The 24,383-nt window shown below is 39.4% G+C and carries 22 protein-coding genes and 1 riboswitch; of the genes, 16 read left to right on the top strand and 6 right to left on the bottom strand.

Translation table 11 applies throughout. From position 1 onward, the window contains the following. Nucleotides 1-88 precede the first annotated feature (88 nt). The 13 genes from HORE_RS11605 (at nt 89) to HORE_RS11545 (ending at nt 12,947) form a co-directional block, all read left to right on the top strand. Nucleotides 89-1,120, top strand: a complete 1,032-nt coding sequence (locus HORE_RS11605) for a patatin-like phospholipase family protein (RefSeq protein WP_015923954.1) — start codon at nt 89-91, stop codon at nt 1,118-1,120. A gap of 270 nt (nt 1,121-1,390) precedes the next feature. Then, complete coding sequence (locus HORE_RS11600) at nt 1,391-3,418, top strand: methyl-accepting chemotaxis protein (protein ID WP_015923953.1); 2,028 nt, start codon at nt 1,391-1,393, stop codon at nt 3,416-3,418. Between the two features lie 515 nt (nt 3,419-3,933). Continuing rightward, a complete protein-coding gene (locus HORE_RS11595; RefSeq protein ID WP_015923952.1) occupies nt 3,934-4,605 on the top strand; it encodes a sulfotransferase family protein in 672 nt (223 codons plus the stop codon). Nucleotides 4,606-4,776: 171 nt separating this feature from the next. Continuing rightward, nucleotides 4,777-5,148, top strand: a complete 372-nt coding sequence (locus tag HORE_RS11590) for an ArsR/SmtB family transcription factor (protein WP_015923951.1) — start codon at nt 4,777-4,779, stop codon at nt 5,146-5,148. Between the two features lie 83 nt (nt 5,149-5,231). Next, the gene (locus HORE_RS11585; protein WP_041606133.1) at nt 5,232-5,648 is read left to right on the top strand and encodes a secondary thiamine-phosphate synthase enzyme YjbQ; all 417 of its coding nucleotides are present in this window, start codon (nt 5,232-5,234) and stop codon (nt 5,646-5,648) included. A 68-nt stretch (nt 5,649-5,716) separates the two neighbouring features. Then, nucleotides 5,717-6,421 (top strand): YdcF family protein, encoded by a 705-nt coding sequence (locus HORE_RS11580; protein ID WP_167935792.1) that lies wholly within the window; start codon nt 5,717-5,719, stop codon nt 6,419-6,421. A gap of 40 nt (nt 6,422-6,461) precedes the next feature. Continuing rightward, entirely contained in the window at nt 6,462-7,307 is an 846-nt protein-coding gene (locus HORE_RS11575) for a phosphatase (protein ID WP_015923948.1), read from the top strand. Continuing rightward, entirely contained in the window at nt 7,300-7,542 is a 243-nt protein-coding gene (locus HORE_RS11570; protein ID WP_015923947.1) for a hypothetical protein, read from the top strand. Before HORE_RS11575 ends, HORE_RS11570 begins: the two co-directional genes overlap by 8 nt. Nucleotides 7,543-7,555: 13 nt before the next feature. Then, nucleotides 7,556-8,935 carry an SLC13 family permease gene (locus HORE_RS11565; protein WP_015923946.1) on the top strand — a complete coding sequence of 460 codons (1,380 nt, stop codon included), beginning with the start codon at nt 7,556-7,558 and terminating at the stop codon, nt 8,933-8,935. A gap of 179 nt (nt 8,936-9,114) precedes the next feature. After that, nucleotides 9,115-10,071, top strand: coding sequence for an AEC family transporter (locus tag HORE_RS11560; RefSeq protein ID WP_015923945.1), 957 nt, complete (start codon nt 9,115-9,117; stop codon nt 10,069-10,071). Nucleotides 10,072-10,203: 132 nt separating this feature from the next. After that, nucleotides 10,204-10,318, top strand: a riboswitch (SAM riboswitch). 85 nt (nt 10,319-10,403) lie between these two features. Continuing rightward, nucleotides 10,404-11,462, top strand: coding sequence for a methionine ABC transporter ATP-binding protein (locus tag HORE_RS11555; protein ID WP_015923944.1), 1,059 nt, complete (start codon nt 10,404-10,406; stop codon nt 11,460-11,462). Continuing rightward, complete coding sequence (locus HORE_RS11550; protein ID WP_015923943.1) at nt 11,425-12,096, top strand: methionine ABC transporter permease; 672 nt, start codon at nt 11,425-11,427, stop codon at nt 12,094-12,096. The genes HORE_RS11555 and HORE_RS11550 overlap by 38 nt, the downstream gene beginning before the upstream one ends. 59 nt (nt 12,097-12,155) lie before the next feature. Beyond that, nucleotides 12,156-12,947 carry a MetQ/NlpA family ABC transporter substrate-binding protein gene (locus tag HORE_RS11545; protein WP_015923942.1) on the top strand — a complete coding sequence of 264 codons (792 nt, stop codon included), beginning with the start codon at nt 12,156-12,158 and terminating at the stop codon, nt 12,945-12,947. Between the two features lie 335 nt (nt 12,948-13,282). On the opposite strand, the gene splB is transcribed toward HORE_RS11545, so the two are convergent. After that, nucleotides 13,283-14,305, bottom strand: a complete 1,023-nt coding sequence (gene splB, locus HORE_RS11540; protein WP_015923941.1) for a spore photoproduct lyase — start codon at nt 14,303-14,305, stop codon at nt 13,283-13,285. Nucleotides 14,306-14,542: 237 nt separating this feature from the next. Here splB and HORE_RS11535 point away from each other — a divergent pair, with 237 nt between their 5' ends. The 3 genes from HORE_RS11535 to HORE_RS11525 all read left to right on the top strand — a co-directional run bounded on the left by HORE_RS11535 (nt 14,543) and on the right by HORE_RS11525 (nt 17,315). After that, entirely contained in the window at nt 14,543-14,971 is a 429-nt protein-coding gene (locus tag HORE_RS11535) for a hemerythrin domain-containing protein (protein WP_015923940.1), read from the top strand. Nucleotides 14,972-15,025: 54 nt separating this feature from the next. Next, nucleotides 15,026-15,322 carry a YkvA family protein gene (locus tag HORE_RS11530; protein ID WP_015923939.1) on the top strand — a complete coding sequence of 99 codons (297 nt, stop codon included), beginning with the start codon at nt 15,026-15,028 and terminating at the stop codon, nt 15,320-15,322. A 187-nt stretch (nt 15,323-15,509) separates the two neighbouring features. Next, nucleotides 15,510-17,315 carry a LysM peptidoglycan-binding domain-containing protein gene (locus HORE_RS11525; RefSeq protein ID WP_167935791.1) on the top strand — a complete coding sequence of 602 codons (1,806 nt, stop codon included), beginning with the start codon at nt 15,510-15,512 and terminating at the stop codon, nt 17,313-17,315. Between the two features lie 169 nt (nt 17,316-17,484). On the opposite strand, the gene HORE_RS11520 is transcribed toward HORE_RS11525, so the two are convergent. The 5 genes from HORE_RS11520 to murB all read right to left on the bottom strand — a co-directional run bounded on the left by HORE_RS11520 (nt 17,485) and on the right by murB (nt 24,227). Further along, entirely contained in the window at nt 17,485-18,138 is a 654-nt protein-coding gene (locus HORE_RS11520; protein WP_015923937.1) for a CpsD/CapB family tyrosine-protein kinase, read from the bottom strand. A gap of 12 nt (nt 18,139-18,150) precedes the next feature. Beyond that, on the bottom strand, nt 18,151-19,575 hold the full coding sequence (locus HORE_RS11515) for a GumC family protein (protein ID WP_015923936.1): 1,425 nt from the start codon (nt 19,573-19,575) through the stop codon (nt 18,151-18,153). A 1-nt stretch (nt 19,576) separates the two neighbouring features. After that, nucleotides 19,577-20,464: a polysaccharide biosynthesis/export family protein gene (locus HORE_RS11510; protein ID WP_015923935.1), complete on the bottom strand. Its 888-nt coding sequence runs from the start codon at nt 20,462-20,464 to the stop codon at nt 19,577-19,579. 258 nt (nt 20,465-20,722) lie between these two features. Then, entirely contained in the window at nt 20,723-23,014 is a 2,292-nt protein-coding gene (locus tag HORE_RS11505; RefSeq protein WP_041606740.1) for a vitamin B12-dependent ribonucleotide reductase, read from the bottom strand. 298 nt (nt 23,015-23,312) lie between these two features. Beyond that, nucleotides 23,313-24,227: a UDP-N-acetylmuramate dehydrogenase gene (murB, locus tag HORE_RS11500; protein ID WP_015923933.1), complete on the bottom strand. Its 915-nt coding sequence runs from the start codon at nt 24,225-24,227 to the stop codon at nt 23,313-23,315. Between the last annotated feature and the right edge of the window lie 156 nt (nt 24,228-24,383).

The raw sequence follows: 24,383 nt of genomic DNA, 5'->3' as shown, positions 1-24,383 counted from the left end.
TATGAAAGGTCAGGAATAAGATTGGTTGTTTAATTATATTATAAAAATTCCTGAAGGGTTTAAATAATTTACAACCGGGGGGGAGACCATGAAGGTCAGGTATGATACGGAGAGTATTGGAGAACAAAAAATAGATACAGCCCTGGTGTTAAGTGGGGGTGGTGCCAAGGGTGCCTATCAGGTCGGGGTTATAGAAGAACTGTTAAGGCGGGGAATCAGGATCGATCTGGTTACCGGGTCATCTATCGGGGCTTTTAACGGGGCTCTACTGGCTGAATTTTTACAGTATGGCCAGTACAGGTCTGAAGATCCGGTTGAGAGGATAAAAGAGGTCTGGTTAAACCTGGAAAAGGTTTTGACCCTGAACTGGCCCGGTTTTTTAAAAAACATCTTTACTCCATGGAGAATTCCCTCAGTATTTACCAATTTAGTTTTAAGAAAGGTTATATCAGATTATATTCCGGAGACGAGAATGATATCAGATTATAAGATCTGTCAGCTGAGTATAACCGGGACAGACCTCAATAAAGGAATTACCAGGGTATTTGATTATAATTCCCGGATTGAGGTAATTAAGGGGATTTTAGCCTCCATGGCCTATCCAGCAGCTTTCCCCAGTGTTAAAATTGGTAATAATTATTACATGGATGGGGGTGCCCTGGATAACACCCCTTTGAAAGAAGCCATTCTCTGGGGGGCCAGAAATATATATGTAGTTTTACTGGTACCCTTAAAGGAGATTAAAGAAGGAGAAGACCAGCTTCCGGGTAAGAACTACAGTGCCGCCCTGTCAGTATTAGACAGGTTTATTGATATAGCTTCAAGTAAATTAATGTATGGTGATTTACAACGGGCAGAAGAAATAAACAGAGTATTGAATTTACTGGATGAATACCGTGGCAAGATTAAGCCCTCTTTTATTTGGAAGCTTAAAAAAATACTGGATATAAAACAGCGTGGTAAAAAAGATGCTAAAAGAAGAATTAATATCTATAAAATAGCCCCTGAATCCACCCTTAAACCCCCCGGGGCTGCCGGATTTGATAACATTAAGGCTATTTTGCGGTTATTTAAAAAGGGTAAGGAAGATACCCGTAGCTTGCTGGGGAAAAATATGTAAATTTACATTAGTTTATTGTTATATATTTGTAAAAGATAATAGTTTTCATTACTTATTATTGCATAACGTATTATTTTGTAATATAATTAAGTAAAATATATCACATATAACACATATCGGGATTACACATAGTTCGATGTAATTAATTTAGGTAATTTGCTTTTATCTGGAACGTTGATTTCAAAGTACATATTTTTTACATTTCTTGTTTAAAAACATTTAGATTTGATAGTGGAGCCAACCTATTACTATAAAGGGAGGGACCTGGATATGGACCAGTCGGGTAACAGACGAAATGTAGTTAAAAACTTTTTATCACAGGTTAAGTTCCGTGAAAGTATTGGCATAAGGGTTATGGTGTTTATTTGTATTATTATTTTAATGGCGGGTTTACTAATGTATTACAGGATAAATACCACTGTAAAACAGGAGATAACCGGGTTAGTGAGGGATAGAAACCTGGGTATTGCTATGGCCCTGGAGGGAAGGTTAAGGGGCCAGTTTGACGAGGTTGAGGATATTATAACTTTAACTTCCCACCAGGAAGCTGTTAAAAATAGAGATATAGAGAGGATCAAAGTATTTTTAAAAGAAGTTACCGAAGATTCTCCTTTAATATCCCGGGTGTATTTTGCTGGCCAGAATGGGGAATTTATTACATACCCTGATTCTAAATTGTCTAATTTTGACCCTGTTGAAACCGGTTGGTATAATAAAGCTCTGGATAAAAAAGGGGTTACCTGGCTCGGGGCTAGGGAGAGTAAAATATCAGGTAACCGGGTTATAACAGTTGTTACTCCTGTATACCACCCGGAACAGGGGCTTATAGGTGTCATAGGTGGTGATGTTTCCCTGGAGGTTTTAAACCAGCTTGTGAAAGCGACCCCGGTTGGGGAAAATGGCTATACTTTTATTATAGATGATCAGGGAAGGATAATTGCCCATCCAGAGGAAAACATGGTAGAGGAAAGTTATGATTTTGGCCAGGAAGTTAACCTGGAAAGGGTCCTCAGCGGAGAAAGTGATTCTACTGAATATACCTACAATGGAGTAACCAAACTTGCTTCTTATACCCCCACTCCGAAGATAAAAGGGGCAATTGTAGCCCAGATACCTGTCAAAGAGGCCTATCAGGCTCAGTCCCGGGTTAACAGACAACTATTTATAATTTCAGGTATAGTGCTACTGGTTCTGGTTGTCGGGGTCTATTTAATTATTAATTTGTTGTTGCTTAAACCTGTTATCCGGATATCACAGGCCATGCAGGAAGTAGCCAGTGGGAATTTAAAGGTTTCTGTACCTGCTAAACGCCGGCATGAAATCGGGGTTATGGGACAGATATTTAACAGAATGGTTTCAGAACTCAAGACCCTTATAACCAGTATTGATTCCGATTCGGGTCAGGTTAAAGAACTATCCCGGGAACTTGAAGAGGCTTCTGACCAGGTGGGAGAAGTGTCGGAACAGGTCTCAGCTTCCATCCAGGAGGTAGCAACCGGTGCTGATGATCAGGCCCACAATATTGAGAAAATAGATGAAAGGATTCAAAACCTGGCCGGGGTTCTGGATGAGCTTGAAAATACAAATGGTATGGTGGAGAACATGGCCGGGGAAATGAATCAGGCCTCAGAAAATGGGCAGGAAGAAATAGAAGAGGTAAGGGAGCAGATGAACAGTATTAAATCAGCCATCAAGGAAGTGGCCCGGGATATTAATAATTTAAAGACCATTTCAGAGGAAATAGATAGTATCCTGGAGATAATTAATAATATAGCAAATCAAACCAATCTGCTGGCTTTAAATGCTGCCATAGAGGCGGCCAGGGCCGGGGAAGCCGGTCAGGGTTTCAGTGTTGTTGCTGATGAGATTCGCCAGCTGGCTGAGGAATCTGCCGCTTCAGCTGATAAAATAAGAAAATTAATTGAAGAGATCAAAAACGAGACAGCCCGGGCCGGTGAAAGAATGGCCAGAGGGACAGAAGAAGTAGAAAATGGTCAGGAAGTTGTTCTTTCAGCCGCAAGGGCATTTAAAAATATTGATCAGGCTGTTCAGAGGGTAACTGAGGGTATTTCCAAAGCCAGTGAGGCTGTTAAGAATGCCAGTGATAGCAGTCAGGACATTGTGGAGAGAATTCAAAACATTGCCAGTATCTCTGAGGAAACCTCGGCCAGTGCTGAGGAAGTGGCTGCAGCCAGTGAAGAGCAAAGTGCTTCTGTAGAAGAAATAGCTGCCATGGCTGACAGGCTTGCCGAAATGTCAGCCAGGCTTGATAAACTCGTCGAAAATTTTGAGGTTTAATTCGTAACTGTTTGCAGGATAGATATATTAATTACAAGATAGACATATTAATTATTTTATAATAAATGAGGTAGGGTTGTTTTAATTAACCTTACCTCATTTTTATGTGCCAGTAGAAAAAAGTGATCGTTACCGGTATAAAAACAAGTTTAATTAAGTTTACAATATAAAGGTTTCCTGTTATTTAACAATATAAGGGTAAATTATTAATCCCTGTAATTCCCCAAAAATAGGTATTGACTGGTGAATTACTGAACATGAGATTATCTGATTTATAAATTCCTCTATTTAAAAAATACTAAAAAAGGAGGAAATCAGGGGTGTGTTCTAAAATATATTTTATGACTGTTAAAATATATAATTTATGGTATGTTTAGAGTAGATTACGATAAAATTAATGTTATAATAATTTATAAGTCTAATTTTATTTGCATAGATGTGAAACTTAAAGTATATTTTGGTATATAACCAGGGGATAATCTGGTAAAAATTACGTAATACAGGAGGAGAAGAATATGAATGATGATATTAAGGTAAAGATATTAAAAGATGCAGTCATAGTTGCCGGCCACCCGAGAAGTGGGACTTCCCTGGCCTGTCAGCTGGTTGAGAGTGCCGGGGTTAAGTTTCCATCTGATTTTGCCGGTGATGATTATAATAAAGGCGGATATTATGAACTGGCTTTGAGTAAGGATTTATCAAAACGTTTAATAAAAAAGGCTATGACTGTAGAAAATACCATTGATATGAATAAAATAATAGAGAGGTTAAATTCCTGCAGGGGGACAGCCGGTCTTAAAATTGTAAGAATACCGGCCATCTTCTTTTACCGTCATGTCGCCAGAAATTTGAAAGCTGTCTTTGTTTACCGGAATCCGGCTGATGTTAAAGCCAGCCTTTTTAGAAGGGGTATTTCTGGATTTAGCCCCGGCTGGCTTGAGAATAATAATGCCCTGATTGCTGCCTATGAAAATATAGAAAACAGTATAGTAGTTAGCTATGAATCTCTTCTTTCCGGAAAAGAATGGGTTAAACAGGGTTTTCAGAAGCTGGGACTTGATGTAGATCTTGACCTGGTGAAAAAAGAAGAGAGGACCCAGCAGAGGAGTCGAGTCCTGGTGACCGCCGAAGAGGAAAAAATGTATCAAATCCTTCAGGAACTGGAAAGGGAGAGCTGTAGGGTCTGATAATTTTGGTGGATTTAAGGCCGGGTAACCCGGCCTTTTTAAGATATTCAATCAGAAAAAGTGGGTTTAAATGGGTGACCATCCAGATCAGCAAGATAAGGCTGGTATGACTTATTATATATAAGTTATGTTAAAATTACATTTATGGGTACAGGAGAGGAGGTCAGGGGTTTGGACAAAAAAGAAGATTTCCCCTGTGATGTCTGTGAAGTCTTTGACCCCAATACCAAAATAGTTAAGATGCTGAAAGATACCCAGATAAATGATGAAATAATTAATAGATTAGCTGAATTATTTAAAACCATGTCTGATCCGACCAGGGTTAAAATTATTTATGCCTTGAGGGAGAGGGAGTTATGTGTCTGCGATATATCTGAGTTGTTAAATATGAGTCCTTCAGCTGTTTCCCATCAGCTAAGGGTATTGAGGAATATGAATCTTGTTAAGTATCGTAAAGAGGGTCGCTCTGTCTTTTATTCACTGGATGATGACCACGTTCTAACCCTGTTTAGCCAGGGTCTGGAACATGTCCTGGAAGAGTAACCCATAATTTGTTACCTGTTTGTTAAAGGTATATAATATACTATAGGGATAGAATAAAGGATAAGATAAAGGAGGGGATTAAAATTAAATCATACCGCGAATATCTGTGGTTTAACACCAAAAACAGGGTTGAACTTATAAATATTACTGACAGGGTTCAGCAAATTGTTGATAAGAGTGGTATTGATGAGGGGTTATGCCTTGTTAATGCCATGCATATAACGGCCAGTGTTTTTATTAATGATGATGAACCAGGCCTGCATAGTGACTTTAAAAAGTGGCTGGAGGAACTTGCTCCCCATGAACCTATATCCCGGTATGCCCATAATGGGTTTGAAACAAATGCTGATGCTCATTTGAAAAGGCAGATTATGGGGCGTGAGGTAGTGGTGGCAATAACCGGGGGTAAACTTGATTTTGGCCCCTGGGAACAGATATTTTACGGTGAGTTTGATGGTCAAAGGGAGAAAAGGGTTCTGGTCAAAGTAATAGGTGAATAAAAATGATTGTCCTTGAAAAAATTATATCCTCATTTGTCTCCCCGCCGGGACTTTTCCTGGTAATCTGGGTGGTTATTACTGTTTATTTAATTAAAAAAAGGAGTAACCGCCTGATCGTGGGGCTGGCCTGTATATCCCTTGTTTTAATGTATATATTGTCATCAGCTGTGGGGGTTATGCTGTTTTTGATACCCCTGGAAACAAAATTCCCGTATTATAATATCAGTAGATATGATAAAGAACTCCCTATTGTGGTTCTGGGAGGAGGTATTAATTATTTTGGTGAAAAAGGTGAGGGAAAGTTAAATCCGATAACCCTTCAGCGGTTAGTAACCGGTTACAGGTTATATAAAGAAGTAGAAACCACCCTGATTTTTACCGGGGGGCAGGGTATCGGCCATTCCGGCCCCAGTGAGGCTGATGTTGCCGGGGAGTTCCTCCGGGAGCTGGGAATTAATCAGGAAGCTTTAGTTCTGGAAAACAGGGCCCGCAATACCTATGAAAACGGATTGTATGTCAGGGATTACCTGGAGCAGAGAAACGGGCTTGATAGAGGTGTTTATCTGGTTACTTCGGCTGTTCACCTTCCCCGGGCAGTTGGTGTTTTCCGGAGGCTAAATCTTAAGGTGGTGCCGGTACCGGCGGGGTATTTTGCTGATCATACCCAGGGCTGGCTTGACTTTTTTCCGGCCCGATCTAATTTGAATGCTACCCTGGCTGCTATTCATGAGTGGATTGGCCTTTTGTGGTATAAGGTCAGGGGCAGGATTTAATAATTAAATTTATTAATAAATAAAAGGAGAGGAGAAAAATATGCCAGCAGATCTACACATACATTCTACATATTCAGACGGGTCTTATACCCCGGCTGAACTGGTTAGTTATGCGGCAAAAAAGGGGTTAAAGACAATAGCTGTGGCTGACCATGATACAGTGGAAGGGGTTGCAGAGGCTTTAAAATACGGCAGGGAAAGGGGAATTGAGGTTATTCCTGCTATTGAATTTTCGACTTTCCGTAAAAAAGCGGAGATACATATACTCGGGTATTTTATAGATTATAATAATAATGATTTTCTGGCCGAGATTGATAAGATATATCAGGCCCGGCTGAACAGGGCCAGGAAGATGGTTGAAAAACTTAATGAGCTCGGAGTTGAGATAAGTTATGAGGAGGTAAGGAACCTGGCTGGTGATGATTATGTAGGACGGCCCCATATTGCCAGGGCTATGATCAAAAAGGGTTATATCACTGAGATGGGAGAAGCCTTTACCGATGATTATATCGGGAATAATGGTCGGGCTTATGTCCCCAAATATCAGCTATCCCCGGAACGGGCTATTCAATTAATTAAAGAGGCGGATGGTATCCCTGTCCTGGCCCATCCCCACTTTATTAACAGGGGTGACCCCTTAAAGAAAGAGGAGATCAGCAGGTTGGTGGAGGGAGGCCTTGAGGGAATAGAGGTCTATCATTCCAAGCATTCTGAAGAAGTCAGCAACTATTACCTGGGGGTAGCCCGGGAACTGGATCTTCTTATCACTGGAGGTTCAGATTTTCATGGAGATAATTCTCCTGATATAGATATGGGTGATGTTGTTATAGAAGACAGTTATGTAGACAGGCTTAAAGCCCACTGGGGAGGTTTTCTGGATGAGTGATGATAAAGTTACAATCAAAATTCCCCGTCCCCTTTATAATAATATAAAAAAAGTTATTGATGGTACCGGGTTTAACAGTGTTACCGAATTTATTGTTTATGTCATGAGGGATTTAATTTCAACCACCGAGGTTAAAGATAAAGACCGGGAGGAAATATTTAGTAGAGAGGATTTGATAAAAGAGGAAATTAATCTTATAAAACAGCGTTTGAAGAGTTTAGGATACCTGGAATAAAGAGGGGTAAAAAATGAGGTTAAAAAGGATAATTGTCGTCTGTGGTCTTATAATAAGTTTGTTTTTATTGTTAATACCGCCACCGGCAGGGCTTACGGTATCTGGCAAAAATGCCTTTGCCATTTTTATAATCAGTTTAACCCTCTGGGTTACTAACATCATACCCCTTGCTATGACCAGCCTTCTGGGTATGGCTTTGATTCCCTTACTCGGGGTTATGGATGTTGAGGAGTCCTTTTCTCTGTTCGGGAATAAGGCTATCTTCTTTATCCTGGGGGCCTTAATTCTGGCTGCAGGAATCCAGAAAACAGGCCTCGGGGTCAGGATAGCTTACCGGATATTACTTTTTTTTGACGGGAGTGCCAATAATTTAATTGGTGGTATTTTGACAACAGCAGCTCTCCTATCGTGTATTATGCCCGAACACGCTGTAGCAGCCCTGTTGTTTCCGATAGTGATTCAGATATCACGCAGTCTAAATTTAAAACCGATGGAAAGTCAACTGGGTAAGGCCCTGTTCCTGTCCCTGGCCTGGGGAGCTGTTATCGGGGGGATAACTACCTATTTAGGTGGAGCCCGGAATTTGCTGGCGGTAGATATTCTCCAGAAAAATTATCACATTTCCATAGGTTTTGTTAACTGGATTCTTATGGCCCTTCCCATTCCCATTATAATTTTAATACTGGCCTATTTTACAATTACATATTTCTTTAAACCGGAAATAACGGACTCAGTTGAGGCTAAAAAGAAACTGGAAAAAATAATGGGTAATCAGGGCCAACTCAGTAAATCGGAGAAAAAACTGATTGCTGTCCTTATAATGGTTATTCTGATGTGGCTTTTACTATCCTCCAGGGTTGACATTGCTATTACGGCCCTTCTGGGGGGAGTGGCTATTTTCGTCCTTGATATCGTTAAGTGGAAGGACATTGTAGATTATGTAAACTGGGGAGTAATCTTTATGTACGGAGGGGCTATTGTTGTAGCCAGCTCCCTGAGTATTACCGGTGCTGCTGCCTGGCTCTCCAGTACGATTTTCTCCAGTATTTCTGTAAGTCCCTTTATCTTTATTGCTGTTATTACCCTGGTTACTAAACTTTTGACCGAAGGGATCAGTAATGTGGCTGCTGTGGCCATCATACTTCCCCTTGCCTTTAGCTGGGGTGAAATAAGTCAGATAAACCCGATAGCAACTACACTGGCTGTTGCCCTATCAGGAGGTTTAGCCTTCTGTTTGCCCATGGGGACTCCTCCCAATGCCATTGCGTTTTCGGCTGGTTATTACAGGATAAGTGATGTCCTGAAGGTTGGGGTCATTTTGAACATAATTTCCTGGGTAGTGGTATTGTTAATCAGTAAATTTTACTGGCCACTCCTCGGTATAAATTTATAACATTAGCATTTCAGGACTTTAACCATTTCAGGAGTAGTTGTGCTGGCAGGTAATAAAAGAATAATTTCCCAGGGTTGGTAGTTAAGGGCTTAAACCCTGATGAACAGGGGTAAGTCCTGTTTGTTTTATAGTGAAATAAGATTATACAGAATATAAAGACACCAGGGGGTGTTGTTAAAATGGAACTTAATTTTATTGCAATTCTCTCTAAATTTATTCCAGTTGTTGTTCTAATGGGGATTGGTTATTATCTAAGGGTTAAAACCTATATTTCACAAAATACTGTAAATGATATTAAAAAACTGGTGGTAAATATAGCTTTACCGGCTTTACTTTTTAATTCATTTTTAAATGTAAACTTTCAGGTTAACTATCTTTATATTATAATAATGGTTTTTCTGGGAAATCTGATTTTACTGTTTACTGGTTATAAATTTAAGGGTTTTATAGGGGTTGATGATGAATATGTACCGTTGCTGTTCAGTGGCTTTGAAGTAGGGATGCTGGGAATCCCTCTTTTTACAGCTGTATTTGGGATAGAGAATGTAAAATATATTGGTATTATTGATATTGGTCATGAAATATATATATGGTTTGTATTACTGGGTATTTTACTTACCCTCAAAAAGGGAAAGCAGAGCTATAAACAGCTTGCCAGATCCTTTATAACATCACCCATAATTATTGCTATTTTGATGGGAATGGTTTTTAACACAGCCGGTATACCAGGTCTTTTGAAGAATATCTATCTCTATAACGGGATAATTGATAGTATAAGCCTCTTATCGAATATTACCGTTCCCCTGATTTTATTAATAATTGGGTTTGAACTGGATTTTAAGGCAAATTCGGTTCGGCTTCCCCTCAAGATTTCAGCCCTAAGACTGATATTTGCTGTTCTGGTTGCTGGCCTTATAGGTTTTACCTTTGTTGATTTTTTAAAGTTAAACAGGATGTATGTTCTGGCCCTGATGGTAATGTTTATCCTGCCACCCCCTTTTATAATACCACTCTTTATTAAGGAGGATAAAGATAAGGACAAAAGTTATATATATAATACCCTGTCTTTACATTCTTTGATTTCTATAGCTGCCTTTATGGCTGTTAGCCTTCTGGCCAGTATCATGTTTTTATAATTTACCAAATTTATCTGGAGAAGTATATGATTGAGTTTCTGTTGACTAAATATATATAAATTAAACTTGACACACTTATCAATGTCTGGTAAAATATTAAACAATTAAACTGCATATAATTGAATAAAATGCCAATCATCAAGAGTGGTGGAGGGACTGGCCCGAAGAAGCCCGGCAACCTACCTGAGTTTAGCAAGGTAAGGTGCCAAATCCTGCATTCTGGGGAATCCGGAGTGAGAGATGAGGGGAATTAAAAACCCTCTCATGAGGGTTTTTTTTAATCAGGGCCTCTTTTAAAGGGGCTATTTTTTTTAGAGGAAGGATGGGATAAGATGGTTGTTATCAAGAATCTGGTAAAGGAATATAATACCGGACATGGAAAAGTGACAGCCTTGAAAGGGATTAATCTCAGGGTGAGGGAAGGGGAGATTTTTGGCATAATTGGGCCGAGTGGAGCCGGCAAGAGTACCCTGATCAGGACCATAAACCTGCTGGAAAAGCCGACCAGTGGTGAGATATACATAAATGGTGTCAGGTTAACTTCTTTAAAGGGTAAAACATTGAGGAAAAAGAGGCAGAAAATTGGTATGATTTTTCAGCACTTTAATCTTTTAAACTCCAGGACAGTCAGGGGGAATATAAGCTTTCCTTTAGAAATTGCCGGAGTGCCTGCAGTTGAGAGGGAAGAGAGGGTTGAACGTTTAATGGAACTGGTTGGACTTGGTGACCGGGCTGACCATTACCCCTCACAGCTCAGTGGTGGCCAGAAACAGAGGGTCGGTATAGCCCGGGCCCTGGCCAACAATCCTGATTTATTATTATCAGATGAAGCTACTTCTTCTCTGGACCCGGAGAGTACAGAATCTATTTTGAATTTATTATCAAGAATAAGGGAGGAAATGAATTTAACCATTATCCTTATAACCCATGAAATGGAGGTTATAAAACAGATTTGTGACCGGGTGGCTGTAATTGAAGGCGGAAAAATAATAGAGGAGGGGAAGGTAATAGATGTTTTTGCCAGCCCTCAGGCCCCTTTAACGAGGCGCTTTATCAAATCAGTTATTAATTTTGATCTCTCCCCCCGCGTCCTGGAACACCTGGATGTAATCGATAAAAAGGAAGGGAAAATTATCAGACTATCATTTGTCGGGGAAAAGACCCATAAACCGTTGATATCCTCTCTGGTTAGAAAATATAAAATTGATGCCAATATCCTTTATGGTAATGTCGATGATATAAAGGGGGTACCCTTCGGAACTCTGGTGTTAAAACTGGAAGGAGACATAACCCAGATTGACAGGGCTATAAAATTCTTGCGCCAACAGGGGCTAAAAGTGGAGGTGTTAACAGATGACAGACCTGATAGGGCTGTTGGCCAGGTACAATGATTTAATCATAAACGGGCTTAAAGAAACTTTATATATGGTTGGGTTGTCACTGGGACTGGCAACATTATTCGGTATCCCCCTCGGGGTGATGACTACCATAACGGCTAAAGGACACATTATGGAATGTAAAGTCCTTAACAAAGTATTGAATAGTATTATCAATATTGGACGGTCAGTACCGTTTATAATTCTGATGGTAGCTATTATTCCCCTGACCAGGTGGCTGGTGGGGACTTCAATAGGGACTACAGCAGCTATAGTCCCTCTGTCGCTGGCTGCTATTCCATTTCTGGGGCGGGTTATTAATAATGCCCTGATGGAAATTAGTCCGGGAGTAATTGAAGCCGCTCAATCAATGGGTGCTGCTCCATGGCAGATTATCTTTAAGGTTTTACTGCCCGAGTCACTCCCGGCCATGATTCTGGGAATAACCCTGACCGGAATTAATTTGATAGGCTATTCAGCCATGGCCGGTGCTGTTGGAGGAGGTGGTCTCGGGGATATTGCTGTCCGTTATGGATTTCAAAGGTTTAAAGTAGGTATCATGATAGAAACTGTGATCGTTTTAGTAATCCTGGTCCAGCTTGTTCAGTGGCTTGGTAATTACCTGGCAAGCCGTTTTGACCATCGTTAATATGAAGGCTCAGCTTTTTTTACCGTGAAAATTATAAAAAAGAAAAGGAGAGATGAGAAGTGAGAAGAAATATAATCTTTTTTCTGGTGTTGATTTTTGTTCTGGGAGTAGGTAGTATAGCCCTGGCCGGGGATAAGGTATTAAAGGTAGGAGCGACACCAGTTCCCCATGCTGAGATACTCGAATTTGTGAAACCTATTCTGGAAAAGGAAGGCATTAAACTTGAGATAGTGGAGTTTACTGACTATGTTACCCCCAACCTGGCCCTTGCCGAGGGAAGCATTGATGCCAACTATTTTCAGCACGTACCTTATTTAAATCAGTTCAAAAAGGACCATAACCTTGATATAACCTATACCCTTAAAATACATGTTGAGCCCTTTGGGCTGTATTCAGAAAAAATAGATTCCATTGATGACCTGCCCGCGGGTGCCAGAATAGCCCTGCCCAATGATCCCTCCAACGAGGGGCGGGCCCTGTTGTTGCTCGAGAGTAAAGGGTTTATTAAATTAGATGCAGAAGATAAATTAAAGGCTACCCCTTTTGATATTGTTGAGAATCCCTATAACCTTAAATTTGTAGAGCTGGAAGCAGCGACTTTACCCCGGATATTACCTGATGTTATGGCAGCCTTTATCAATACTAACTATGCCCTGGAAGCTGGACTGAATCCTTTAAAGGATGCCCTTATTATTGAGGGTAGTGAATCCCCATATTCCAATGTTCTGGCTGTTAGAACAGAAGATAAAGATAACCCCCTGATTATAAAGCTGGGTGAAGTATTAACGAGCCAGAAGGTAAAAGATTTTATCCTGGAGAAGTATAAAGGAGCAGTTGTGCCGGTGTTTTAAGGGTATGTCCTTTACATTAAATTTAACTATAACGCTGCTATCACTGGCTTTAGGCCAGAGATTGTGTCTTTAAGGTATTTTCTTTACATTTAATATAACTTTAGGAAGATTTAGAGAATCTGGTCCTGTACTGGATTTGGGCATTAATTAACACCAGGTTTTAATCTTAATTACATTATATTGAACTGGGTAGTGACCGAATATTGAATGGATAGTGACCGGGTGGTAAACTGTTATGGTTCCGCCCGGTTTTTTATTTTTGAGTAAATTTTTTAATAAGTTCTGATATATTATAAATATCAATTCCGAAAGCCCTTGATATGAATAACCCTTATTTAAACAAAATATTTTATTTCTGCCTCAGGGAAGTATTTATTAATTGTCTCCCTCATAAATGACTCAATTTTTTTCATTGTCTCCGGGGGATAAACATACTTTCCATACCCGAATTGTCCATATTTAAACTGGCGGGTTTCTTCATTCATGGGGAGTCTGGTATTGGGGTATATTTCTTCTATAATCTCTTTGGCCCGTTTGGTAAAGCGGTGGGTAATGAGCTCAAAAAATATTCCTTTACCACTGGTTTTAAGTTTATCTTTTAATTCTTTAAAAAGAATACCGTATTCTTCCTGCCATCCTTCGTATATAAAAATAGGGGCTATTAGAAAACCCATCGGATAACCGGCCTTAAAAACCCTGGTAGCAGCCTCAATCCTTTCCCGGGGAGAGGGTGTGGTTGGTTCAAATTTTTTTATGGGGTAGCTGCTATTTATACTAAAACGGAATTCAGTATGATTATTATGCTTTATGTGGAGCAGAGAATCTATGTTACTGAATTTGGTTACAAATCTGAACCGGCCCAGCTTTGTCCCGGCAAAATAATTTATAGTTCTTTTCAGGGAACCGCTCCATTCTTCAACAGGAACCGGGTCTGAAGTGGCTGAACCCTCAAAAATAGTAATATCCGGTTTTCGTTCTTCCATATATTTTTCGGCCTTTTTCAGGATTTCTTCAATATTTACATATATTTTGATATAGGGGTTTTTCCCGAGATTGGTAGAGAGATAACAATAATGGCAATGGGCAGGACAACCCGTGACCAGGGGTAATTGATAATGGGCAGAGGGTTTACAGGATTGAAATTGCCCCAGGGAACGGACTGACACGACTACCGTCCTTTTGGCCCTGATAAACTTCTTCTGGAAAGACACATTGGGGTTTAAGGGAAAAGGGCCCCGGGAGGCTATTATTCTGGTATCAATGCCACTTTCTTTAAATTTATTATATAATTTTTTCCCCAGGGGATAATCCATGGCGTTTTCCCGGACAAATACCGTCTGTGGTGTGAAGTCTGGCAAGATATTTACCTCCTTGAGTAAAGGTTAGGGTTATAGTAAACTTCCTGCTTAAATTATTTTTGCAATTGATTTTCTGGTTATAAAACTGAGCGAGGGTTTCTTTTCATAAAAATTCTCTTTAATTAATATTTCCTGAAAGGGGATTAAATAAAGGTTACAGAGCAAAATATAATTTAATAAATATTTCTTTATATATTTTAAAGCCAGGAGGTAAAAACTAAAACAGGGGTGATTATAATGGGACCAGTAGAAATTCTAAAATGGCAGCATAACCAGATAGAAAAGATGATAAAAGAATTTGAACCAGAGAGTAAAGATTTTAAAAAAGGAGAGCTGACACCAGAATACGGGAGTCTTATGCAAAGGGTTAACGAACATTTTGCTCTTGAAGAAGGGCCCATGCTTGAGATGTTAAGTACCCTGGTTGATATAGAAGAGAGGACAATCAATTTTATAACTGAAGACCATGAGAAGATAAAGAAACTGATGGAGAAGCTTAAAGGAGATGGAGATATCCATAACTTTTCCAGAAAAATTATGTCACACATGAAAAAAGAGGAAGAAACCGTTTACTTTATGGTTGATAATTTTCTAACTGAAGAACAGCTTGGACTCCTCATGGAAAAAATGGAGTTAAAGAATGATTTTCTTCCGATAGTTGATTGAGGTATAATATATATAAAGGTTACAGGAGGTATTTAAAACAGGAGGCATTTTAAAATGAGGAAAAGTCTGTTTACCCTGTGGAAGATAATAAAGTTTTTAAGGGATAATGATGTGAAGACAGGGCAGAAGTTATTATTCCTGGTGCCGTTTTTATACCTGATAATGCCCTTTGACGTGGTTGGAGACTTTTTTCCAGTGGCGGGCCAGTTAGATGATGTGGCGGTATTTGTGCTCATGTGGCCTATCTTAAAAAGTTTGATAAGTGGCTATGAACCCGGAGAGGGTTCTGGCAATGATTCCAGGGATGAGGATACGGTAGATATGGACAGGGGTGATTATGAAATAGAATGAGGTAATTTGACAAAAAATGTTTTTCAAAAAAGGAAAAATATAATAAGTTGTAGAAGTATTAGAAGTAAGGTTGTATTATTGTATGTTTTTATAGTATTTTTTTAGATATATTTTATAGAAGGGAGTGAAGTTTTTGCTTTTCTTTAAGAATAGGTCAGAGTTGTTGTTATTAATTATAATAATGTTTTTGTGTGTTACTTCCGTCAGCCATGCAGCTGAAATGGTTAAAAAACAGGATATAGTTGATTATCAGTTACATAAAGTCAAATCAGGAGAGACCCTGTGGTTTTTATCAGGCAAATATGGAGTTCCTATAAAGCATATAAAAGATTTTAATGGTCTAAAGAGCACCAGGATAAAGCAGGGTCAGACACTTAAAATACCGTATTTTAAAACACTATATTTAATTAAAATAAATAAAGGGGATACCCTCTGGTCTGTTTCCCGCCAGTTTAAGACTACAGTAGAGGAGATAAAGCAGTTTAACAGCCTTACCGTTAATACAATTTACCCGGGACAGCACCTGGTTTTAATTAAGGATAAACCAGATAACTTTTATCCCACTGGAGAGCTACCGACCTGGCAAGAAGTTTTTATAAACTGGAAGGAAAATTACTGGATTATCAAGACAATAAAAGAATTAACCCCTGATGAGAAGGCAAAAGAACAGCTGGACGACCGGATAACAAGGAAAGATTCCCTGACCAGAGCAGAACTGGCTGTTATGGTAGAGCAGATACTGGACAGGCTGGAAGAACAGGAAGAGATGGATAATACCCTGGAAGAGAAAATAACCCTGGACCGGGATAATGTTGACCAGCTTTACAGTATTGTACAGCTTTTACATGATGAGCTCGTTGAAATGGGGGTTAAGGTAAATAAAGTTGAGAAAAACCTTAAAACCCTGGATACAGAAATGGGTAAAGAACTTACCGGTGTTAAACAGGATGTTACTGGCCTTAAAAGTGATGTTGGCTTAATTGAAAAGGAAGTGGAGAAAGAGCGGGAGATTACAAGGAATTATAATCAGTTTAGGATAAGTGGTTTTACCAGGTTGGACTATACTAAAGACCTGATAAATAATAATCTTGACCCGGCTATAAGCCAGACTTTCTTCTTCAATGCCAATACTGTTTTAAGTAGCCAGAAGCAAATAAACTTCTTCCTCGAGGCTGATTATATTCTGGATCAGGGAACAGATATTAAAATCGGAAGTAACGGGGATTTTACCCTAAATAAACACAATAAATTTAATTTCACCTTTGCTCATCAACAGCCCTTTAATACTTCTACTGAAAAGCAGACTTATGTTGACCTGAATTATCTCTTGACAACTAAATTTATGGATCTCAATGTCCTGACTGCCCATGGTAATTATAAAACCGCGCAGGCTTCTTTGAATTCTGCCAGGGCACTCTTTAAAACCCCGATTATGGAGTTTGAAGCTGATTATTATAATAAAGATTACAATCTGAATTATCTCATCATCGGAAGAGATTATTTGCCCGGGGAGAGGTATTTCAGGGACTTTATCCTTGAAGAAATTGATTTTATGGGGTATAAAGTTGTTTCGCCCCTGGTGGTTGAAGATCACCGCGTCTTAAATCTTATGCTCCCTGTTAAGGATGTATATCGAATTACAGCCGGGCTGGAAGAGATGGATGGTCTGAGTGGAACCGTTATTGGGTTGAGAAAAGAAGGCAAACCATGGGACATGAGGGTTGACTACCTGTTCTGGGAGGATAAGGCCTTACTGGACCGGACCCTGCGTTCAGAGTTTAATTTTAAATATGCCTTATTTAACTTTGGTTTAGACCTCTATTACACCTGGGCTGATGAAACACTGATGACAAATCGTTACATGACAGAAGTAGGCCTTGAACTAACAGATTACCTTAAAGCAGAGCTGGCATATACAAAAGAAAAGGTAAAATCCGGGGTTGCTCTTCCGGAATTAGAATATATGGGCATGGGGTTAGAATTCCGGTTTTAAGTGTCAATGACGGGAGGTACTGGTATAAAAGGCAACTGTAATTATAGAATAAGAAATGTAATTATAGAATAAGAAAGAAAAAATATAAAATTAATAAAAAAGAAAGGGCAGTTCCCCGGGGACTGCCCTTTCTTTGGTTAAATGTGGTTAATAACATATCAGAAATGAATTAATAGTAGGAGTAGTAATATTCTTTTTGCTTATGTGGTATTTTGTTGGCTACTATTCCCAGGAGATTAGCTTCTGCATTTTCCAGCATCTTTAATCCATCTCTGAAACCCCGTTTGTTGCTTTCACCGATTGAAACTACCAGGATGACCCCGTCAACGGAAGCTGCCATACTGAGACTATCCGAAATTACCAGGGGAGGAGAGTCGACAATAACCAGGTCTCTATTATTAGAAAGGTCTTTTAAAAGCCTGGTAAAAGAGAGACGGTCAATAATGGGAGCACTTTTTTTCTCTCTGGTGCCACATGGAACTATTTCGATTTCATGTGGGTTTAAGTATTTTCTTGTAACTTCAGTGGGGGTCGTCTGGCCTTTAAGGATGTCACTTAATCCCGGGTCTGGATTTATGCTGAGAATCTTATGCAGCCGTGGTTTCCTTAAATCAGCATCAACCAGCATGACCCTTTTACCAATTTCTGCAAAGGCAAAGGCCAGGTTTACAGATATAGTGGATTTTCCTTCAGCACCGGGGCCGGTACTGGTAATCAAAACGGTCCGGGCTTCATTCTTTTTTGCAACAAATTCCAGGTTAGCCCTGAGGAGTCGGTAGGCCTCAAGGGCTGGATCATTTGTATATCTGGAGTAATTAACCATGGGCATCATCCTTTAATTATTATGATCACGTCCATCATTTTTTTTGTCTATATAAGGAATATAACCTATTATTGGTACATCTGTTATTTCCTCAATTTCTTCAACCCGCTGAATAGTATTATTTATAAATTCAAGAATAAAAGCTATAAAGACACCAACAAAGAGACCCATTATAATGGCAATGGCAAGGTTTAATTTCATATTGGGTCCGACCGGGCTTTCGGGCACGACCGGGGGATCGACTGTAATAATATCAGAGACCTTCATGGCCTCAGTTATCTTTAATTCCTGGTATCTGGTCAAAAGCATGGTATATAGTTTTTCAGAAACCTCCAGTTTCCTGAGTAACCTTGAGTACTCCAGTTCTTTTTTGGGTAACTGCTCTGTTTTTGCTTTAATCTTTTGAAACTGGATATTCAGAGACTCTTTTTGCGCTTTCAGGGAGGTTAACTCTGTTTCCAGTTTGACTAATTCCTGTTTTAGATTATTATAAACAGGGTTTGTCGTATAGATGGTTGAGGTTATAACTTCACCAAGAGTATTAGAAATTTCGTTAAGGATTGATTTTTTCTCAGCTTTTAATTTAATAATCTCAGGGTGTTTGTCCGTATAGACTGTTGTCAAAGAGTCTAGCTCGATTTCCAGTTCTGTCAGTCTATTTTTAAGTTCTGTATAAGCAGGGTTTTTGGAAAGGGTTTTAGATGATAATATAAGCTCCCGGGACGACTGTAATTTGTTATATAAGTGGTTCAGGGCAGCCCGATGTGTTTTTATATTGATTTCCACTTCTGCCAGATTTTCTTCCAGGTCCAGCATTGATTGCATAATTTTCTGGGTAAAATTAGAGAGAACAAGGCTTTTGTTTTCTTCTTTATAATGTCTGACTTCTGCCTCAATATTTTTTAAATCCCTGGAGACCTTCTCCAGTTGCCGGGCTACATAGTTTCGGGCATTAACCGTTGCTGATTTTTTTAAATTCCTATTATTTATAATAAATTCTTCTATTAGATATGATATAATCTGCCGGGCTATTACCGGGTCTGTATGTTTTATGGAAATTTTAATTAACCTGGTATCAGGTATAATCTCAATGTTTAAGTTAGTAATTAAATACTTAACTGAAACCTTATTTTCGTCAAAGTGTTGACTGACTTTTTTAAGGAGTTTCCTAGTTTTTAACAATTTACTGTAAGTGATAAGATCCCTGTTATTGTTGTTAAAAGGGGATAGTTCAATTTGATTTAAAGTAGTAGGAGTTTCATCTATCATTAACAGGGCATCTGACTGAAATACCGCCGGTTTGTATGAGGTAAGGATATAACCCATAACACCTGCCAGGATAGTTATAGCCAGTATCAGCCATTTTCTTTTATTTAAAATTCCGAGGTATTCAGTGAGATCAATCTCATACTCATAATTATGGGGTATATTATCCATATTAGTTCACACCCAACAGATTCTTCAGGGAATTTAAGAAGGGTATAAGGGATAGCAGGTGTTCAAAATCCGGGTATGGTTTTTCAGGTATATATATTATATCACCGGGCTTGAGTACCGGGTTACTGGTATCATCAATATTTAAATTATATAAGTCTGCTCTGTCAATTTTAATTTTTAATTTCTTTTTATGGGGTGAATCCCTGTTAATTACAATCTGGGTCAGGTCGGCCCGGTCTGTTATAAAACCGGCTCTGGCCAGGGCATCGAATAACCTTATATCCGGTTTATAGGGAAAAGACCCGGGTTTTTTTACCTGTCCCATTACGGTAATCAGTCTGGTTTTGGAAGGGATATAAATAGAATAATGATCCTTTATTTTAAAGGTAGTTGCCAGATAGGGATTTTCAATAAGGTTTAAGACCCTCTTGCCTTCCGTAGTATTTATTATAATACTGGAAAGATCAGCCTCTGGTGTAAAACCTCCGGCCCTGCTAAAAACCTCCTGGAGGGAGAGGGGTTTATCAAATTTAAGAATTCCCCTGGTATTAACACTTCCTGATATAGTAGCTGTCAATTTTTTGGTTTTAATTACATTAATAATTACCATGGGATTTTTTATATATCTGGATAATTTATTTTCAAATTCGTTTGCTAATAAATCTACTTCTTTATCACTTATTTTAATTTTCTTAATAAGGGGGAAATATATAATTCCTCCAGGAGGAACAGTTATAACTTTCCTAAGGTCATTATGTCCCCATACTGAAATTTCAACAGTATCGCCTTCTTTAATGGTATAGGAGGCCAGGACTGGACCTGTTATTAACAGGGTTAAAAATAGTATAACCAGGACAATATATATTAAATGATTGTGTTCTCTTCCCATAAATTTGTCACCTGCTTCCATTATATCTTGAAAATGCTAGGGGTTAATGTGACCTGGGTCACAGAAAAAAGCCCAAAAATAGTTATAACCGGGTGATTCGTTGGGTAATATGGGGAATAATGTCATAAAAACACGATATTGTAAAAGTAATAACAATATTTAGTTAATTTTGCTTAAAGAAATAAATCCCCCTATAAAAGGGGATTACCAGAAAGATACCCATAATCCTAAAGGGGGATTGCCCGGAAGGACCGGGCTTTATCCACATTTGGAAAAACCACAGTTACGGCAGACGGTACAGCCACCTTCATGTTCCAGTTTATAACCACATTCAGGGCAGGTACTACCTGTAGTGGTTTTGCTGCTTCCATCATCTTCTTTAGATAGAGATATTCCCCCGGTTTTATTATTTTTTGATGATTTACCGGGTTTACTACTATTGTTGGAAGCCGAATTATTTTCATCAGTAGCCAGGCTCAGGTTTTGTTGAAATAGCCTGCCATTATCGGTGGCCCTGACAAATTTTTCAATAGCTCGTCCGATAGCGTCAGGACAGGAAGTATTATTAACCCCTTTTCGGATAAGGGCTGCTTCACACCTTATTCCCTTTAACTGGTCTGTTATTTCTTTGATAGAGATACCGCTTCTAATAGCCAGGGAGGCCAGCCGGCTTATCGCTTCTGACTGGGCATGACAGCCTCCACCTTTACCGGTAGTGGTGAAGACCTCACATATTCCTTTGTCATCGGCATTAATGGTAATATAGAGTTTGCCACAGCCTATTTTTGTTTTTTCAGTGGTCCCATAGGTTATTTTGGGACGGGGACGTTTTTTAAAACCGTTATTACCGTAAGTTTTACTTCGACCTGTGGCCAGAACCTGTTCAGAACGGCTCCCATCACGGTAGATAGTAACTCCCTTGCACTTCAGGTCATAGGCCAGGGTATATACCCTGGCTACATCTTCTTTAGTGGCTTCATGGCGGAAATTGACTGTTTTACTGACAGCATTATCAACCCATTTCTGGAAGGCGGCCTGCATTTTGATATGCCATTCTGGTTCAATATCATGGGCGGTAACGAATATCTTCTGGACATCTTCCGGTATTTCGGACATTCCCTGAATTGAACCCCTCTCAGCGACTTTAGCCATTAACTCTTCACTGTAAAAGCCCCTTTCTCTGGCTATTTTCTCAAAATAGGGGTGGACTTCGATTAAAGTATCATCAAGGACATGACGTTCGTAGTTAATGGCAAAGAGAGGTTCAATACCACTACTACACCCGGCAATAATGCTTATAGATCCGGTCGGGGCAATGGTAGTCGTGGTAGCATTTCTCATGGACTTATCATAGATACTTCCTTCAATATTGGGGAAGGAACCTCTTTTCCTGGCAATTTTATGGGATTCATCATGAGAGATTTCATTAATAAACTTCATTACTTTTTCAGCCAGGTTTACAGCCCTATCACTGTTATAGGGGATACCCAGTCTTATTAGGAGGTCACTCCAGCCCATGACTCCAAGCCCGATTTTTCGATTTGAATAAACCATTTCCTTTATTTGTTCAAGGGGATAACGATTCATATCAATAACATTATCTAAAAAGCGGGTAGCTGTTCTCACCGTATTTTCTAATTTCTCAAAATCTACCTCAGGCTTATCACCCTCATTTTTAACCATGTGGGAGAGATTGATAGACCCCAGGTTACAGGCCTCATAGGGCAGGAGAGGTTGTTCACCACAGGGGTTGGTGCTTTCAATTTCACCCAGATGGGGGGTGGGGTTATGTCTGTTTATTTCATCTATAAAGATTATTCCCGGTTCACCGTTTTTGTGGGCCATTTCAACAATTTTATTAAACACTTCCCGGGCCCGCAGCTGACCAACAACCTGTCCACTCCGGGGATTGACCAGGTCATACTCTTCATCTTTTTTAACTGCTTCCATAAATTCATCAGTTACAGCCACAGAGATATTAAAGTTATTAAGCCGGTTTTCGTCCGCTTTGGCGGTTATAAACTCCATAATATCCGGGTGGTCAACCCTTAATATACCCATATTAGCTCCCCGCCGTTTACCACCCTGTTTAACAGTATTGGTTGCTGCGTCAAAAATCTCCATAAAGGAGATAGGACCACTGGCAACCCCACCGGTTGTTTTTACAATATCACTTTTAGGGCGGAGCCTGGAGAAACTAAAACCCGTTCCGCCTCCGCTTTTTTGAATAAGGGCGGTATATTTGAGGGCATCGAAAATACCATCCATACTATCCTCGATAGGGAGGACAAAACAGGCACTCAGCTGCTGGAGGTCGTTATCGGCATTCATCAGGGTTGGAGAGTTGGGTAAAAAATCAAGGCTGGCCATAAGGTTGAAAAAGGCCTCTTTATCTCTTTCGGGATCTTCACCATATTTTTCATTGGCACTGGCAATATTGTTTGCTACTCTTTTAAACATTTCTTCCGGGGTTTCAATAAGTTCCCCACTGGCATCTCTTTTAAGATACCGTGCTTTAAGGACCTTAATGGCATTTCTGGTAAGCTTAATATCAGCCATATTATCACCTCATTTTTAGTAAAATAATTAAAAAAGTATCCATTAAAAGCTATACATGAAAAATAAGATATGTATGTTGCTTTATACCTGTTTTATTAAACAGTAATATAATTATAGCATTTTATATAAGGGGAGTAAAGGGGGGGTGTAACAATATATAGTAGTGTTAATTATTATAAATACAATATGTTGTATTATAACCCCGATATGCTTCATTTTATCTCAGAATATACCCGGGGTCGGGTCAGGATAGAAAAAAAGAAAAGACCCCGGTTTCCCGGGGTGGAATTTATTCAAAATCACCGATAAATTTAGGTTCAGGTTCCAGAAGAACCCCGTTTTTGTCATATACTTTCTGCTGAATTTTATTCATTAACTTCCTGACATCGCTTGCGGTGGCTTCTCCCAGGTTGATAATAAATCCGGCATGTTTGGTAGACACCTGGGCATCCCCTACCCTCAGGCCCTTTAAGCCGGCGTCTTCGATAAGTTTTCCGGCGTAATAGCCTTCAGGACGTTTAAAAGCACTTCCGGCACTGGGCCACTCCAGGGGTTGTTTTTGTTTTCGTTTTTCATTCAGTTCCTTCATTCTGGTTTTTATTTTTTCCCTGTTACCTTTTTTTAATTCAAGAACAGCTTTGACAGCTATATAGTGTTTTTCCTGGAGGACGCTGTGGCGGTAAGAAAATTTAAGTTCCGGTGCTTTGATACTAATCTCTTTTCCGGTTTTATCAACGACTACTACTTCCTTTACAACATCTTTCATTTCTCCACCGTAAGCCCCGGCATTCATGTAAAGGGCTCCACCCAGGGAGCCGGGTATTCCACTGGCAAACTCCAGTCCTGTAAGCCCTGCCTCGGCAACCCGTCCCGCCAGGCGGGCCAGGGTAACCCCACATTCAGAAGTAACCCGGGTTTCCTCAACTGTAATTTTATCAAGTTTGCCGAGATAAATAACAACTCCATTATAACCTTTGTCACTGACGATAATATTACTGCCCCGGCCCAGTACGAAATAAGGTAAGTTATTATTAAAAAGGATTTTTACTGCCTTTTTGAGGGCAGTAATATTTGATGGTACCAGAAAGAGTTCCGCTGGACCCCCTATTTTAAATGATGTGTATTGTTTTAATGGGATCCCTTTTTTGACTTCAAGGCCATTAATTTCTTTTAATATATCTAATAACTTGTTATTGATGGACATATAGTGGACACTCCCCGAATATTTTAGTAAGATCTGGACTTTTTCCGACCTTTCTTAAAAATTATATTTAATTCTTATAATAAATGACTCCCTGTAATGGTGCTTTCATATAATGTAAACTTTACTTTCATATAACCTTATATAATCTCATATTAA

The sequence above is a fragment of the Halothermothrix orenii H 168 genome, from assembly GCF_000020485.1.
GTDB lineage: Bacteria > Bacillota > Halanaerobiia > Halanaerobiales > Halothermotrichaceae > Halothermothrix > Halothermothrix orenii.
The sequence above is the reverse complement of the archived record's forward strand: the minus strand, read 5'-3'. Positions and strand labels throughout refer to the sequence as shown.

Excerpts from the sequence above, each read along its gene's own strand:
- HORE_RS11605 (WP_015923954.1), top strand. The coding sequence starts at position 89 with ATGAAGGTCAGGTATGATACGGAGAGTATTGGAGAACAAAAAATAGAT.
- HORE_RS11600 (WP_015923953.1), top strand. The coding sequence starts at position 1,391 with ATGGACCAGTCGGGTAACAGACGAAATGTAGTTAAAAACTTTTTATCA.
- HORE_RS11595 (WP_015923952.1), top strand. The coding sequence starts at position 3,934 with ATGAATGATGATATTAAGGTAAAGATATTAAAAGATGCAGTCATAGTT.
- HORE_RS11575 (WP_015923948.1), top strand. The coding sequence starts at position 6,462 with ATGCCAGCAGATCTACACATACATTCTACATATTCAGACGGGTCTTAT.
- HORE_RS11570 (WP_015923947.1), top strand. The coding sequence starts at position 7,300 with ATGAGTGATGATAAAGTTACAATCAAAATTCCCCGTCCCCTTTATAAT.
- HORE_RS11565 (WP_015923946.1), top strand. The coding sequence starts at position 7,556 with ATGAGGTTAAAAAGGATAATTGTCGTCTGTGGTCTTATAATAAGTTTG.
- HORE_RS11560 (WP_015923945.1), top strand. The coding sequence starts at position 9,115 with ATGGAACTTAATTTTATTGCAATTCTCTCTAAATTTATTCCAGTTGTT.
- HORE_RS11555 (WP_015923944.1), top strand. The coding sequence starts at position 10,404 with ATGGTTGTTATCAAGAATCTGGTAAAGGAATATAATACCGGACATGGA.
- HORE_RS11550 (WP_015923943.1), top strand. The coding sequence starts at position 11,425 with ATGACAGACCTGATAGGGCTGTTGGCCAGGTACAATGATTTAATCATA.
- HORE_RS11535 (WP_015923940.1), top strand. The coding sequence starts at position 14,543 with ATGGGACCAGTAGAAATTCTAAAATGGCAGCATAACCAGATAGAAAAG.
- HORE_RS11530 (WP_015923939.1), top strand. The coding sequence starts at position 15,026 with ATGAGGAAAAGTCTGTTTACCCTGTGGAAGATAATAAAGTTTTTAAGG.
- HORE_RS11520 (WP_015923937.1), bottom strand. The coding sequence starts at position 18,138 with ATGGTTAATTACTCCAGATATACAAATGATCCAGCCCTTGAGGCCTAC.
- HORE_RS11515 (WP_015923936.1), bottom strand. The coding sequence starts at position 19,575 with ATGGATAATATACCCCATAATTATGAGTATGAGATTGATCTCACTGAA.
- HORE_RS11510 (WP_015923935.1), bottom strand. The coding sequence starts at position 20,464 with ATGGGAAGAGAACACAATCATTTAATATATATTGTCCTGGTTATACTA.
- murB (WP_015923933.1), bottom strand. The coding sequence starts at position 24,227 with ATGTCCATCAATAACAAGTTATTAGATATATTAAAAGAAATTAATGGC.